Consider the following 1,355-nt stretch of genomic DNA (forward strand, 5'->3'; position numbering starts at 1 on the left):
GTAAAAAATGTATCTGTTTTCCATTTACTTCATCTCGCAATTTAAGAACATTTTGTTCGCTTAATTGCTATTGGTAAATTAGAATCAGGGCTTAGAAAATCTTGGCAGGGCAGTTCTTTACCAAGTTGACCAAGCCGAAAGTAAGCACGCACAACAATCGCATCAACACGATTTATTACATTCGGCGTTCTGGGTTTGTCTTAGGTTTAGTGATTAAGGCGGTAAAATTCAGGTTGGTTTGCATAGTAATAAACGTGTTATGCCAGCGTTATACCAAATTTTCTCCAACGAAAAGGGGATATATCTCAATCCCCTATATTACATTACGCTTGAGTTTCTTGCTTTAAGTAGGTAACGCACATTTCTTGTGCTTCTATGTTTCTTTCTACTTGTTCATTTTCTCTAAGCTCTAAGTAAAGCTCAATACATTTATTAGTGGCAATAATTAGCGATTCTTTTTCTGGCTTTGCTACTGTAAGTTCTAATTCTTTACTGAACTCAGGTAAACGAGTTTCAATTTTCCTTACACCAGATGGAGTTAGTCCGGCCTGTTGTAGAGCTAATGGTGACAAGGTGACATTTCTGAGAAATGATAAAAACTCAAGAGCTTCAAAGTATTCACCTCTAGCAATTTTAGTTGCTGCATAATGAATCCAAATCCAAAAACGATCTTCAATCCATTGTGGCTCTGGGCATGGGTATTGATGTTTTTTTGTTTTAAATGTATCAGTTAGAAGCAGATCTTTTTCCCATAAAACCTTCGTATCATCAACACGAGTTGCCGCGTCGGGTAAAGATACAAACTTGTAGTCGACATGTATTGCATGTGGTGCATAAAGAGCGATAACTAGTCGTGGCTCACCAACATGTTCGCCAGTAAACGCTGCTATTTTACCTTCGATGCTGTTAATGATAGTAAACCGTTCAATCATGATATCGTCAAAGTCTGCTGGGTTTACAGCAATAACTAAGTCTAAATCACTATATTTGTCCATAGAGTCAGAAGCATATGACCCACTAGCACCAATTCCAAGGATCCGCTGATCCTTTTTTAATGTAGTAATGATTTTGTCTAAAAGTTGCTTATGAGTCTCTGGAAGAGTTTTTGGATAGTTCATATTTTACCTTTTACCTAAGTTAATCCTAAAACTACAAGTTAAGTAGTTAGTGCGGTAAAATTAACGCAGCATTATAATATCGCTAAAAAACAGTTTATATGCAACTAAAATTTGGTATAACAAATGCATCAACACGATTTGCTACACTCGGCGTTGTCAGTTTGCCTTTAGTTTCAGTGATTAAGGCGTTAAAATTCAGCTAAGTCTGTATCGTAGCAAACGTGTTATGCAGGCGTT

The 1,355-nt window shown here is 36.8% G+C and carries 1 protein-coding gene; it reads right to left on the reverse strand.

Going from position 1 to position 1,355, the window contains the following annotated elements; all coding sequences use genetic code 11:
* Positions 1-323: 323 nt before the first annotated feature.
* Positions 324-1,118 (reverse strand): aminoglycoside 6-adenylyltransferase, encoded by a 795-nt coding sequence (locus tag A6E04_RS20745; RefSeq protein ID WP_065612289.1) that lies wholly within the window; start codon positions 1,116-1,118, stop codon positions 324-326.
* Between the last annotated feature and the right edge of the window lie 237 nt (positions 1,119-1,355).

Source organism: Aliivibrio logei, assembly GCF_001691055.1.
Classification (GTDB): domain Bacteria; phylum Pseudomonadota; class Gammaproteobacteria; order Enterobacterales; family Vibrionaceae; genus Aliivibrio; species Aliivibrio salmonicida.

Bases quoted from the DNA above. Each gene is read 5' to 3' on its own strand.
- A6E04_RS20745 (WP_065612289.1), bottom strand. From the start codon at position 1,118: ATGAACTATCCAAAAACTCTTCCAGAGACTCATAAGCAACTTTTAGAC.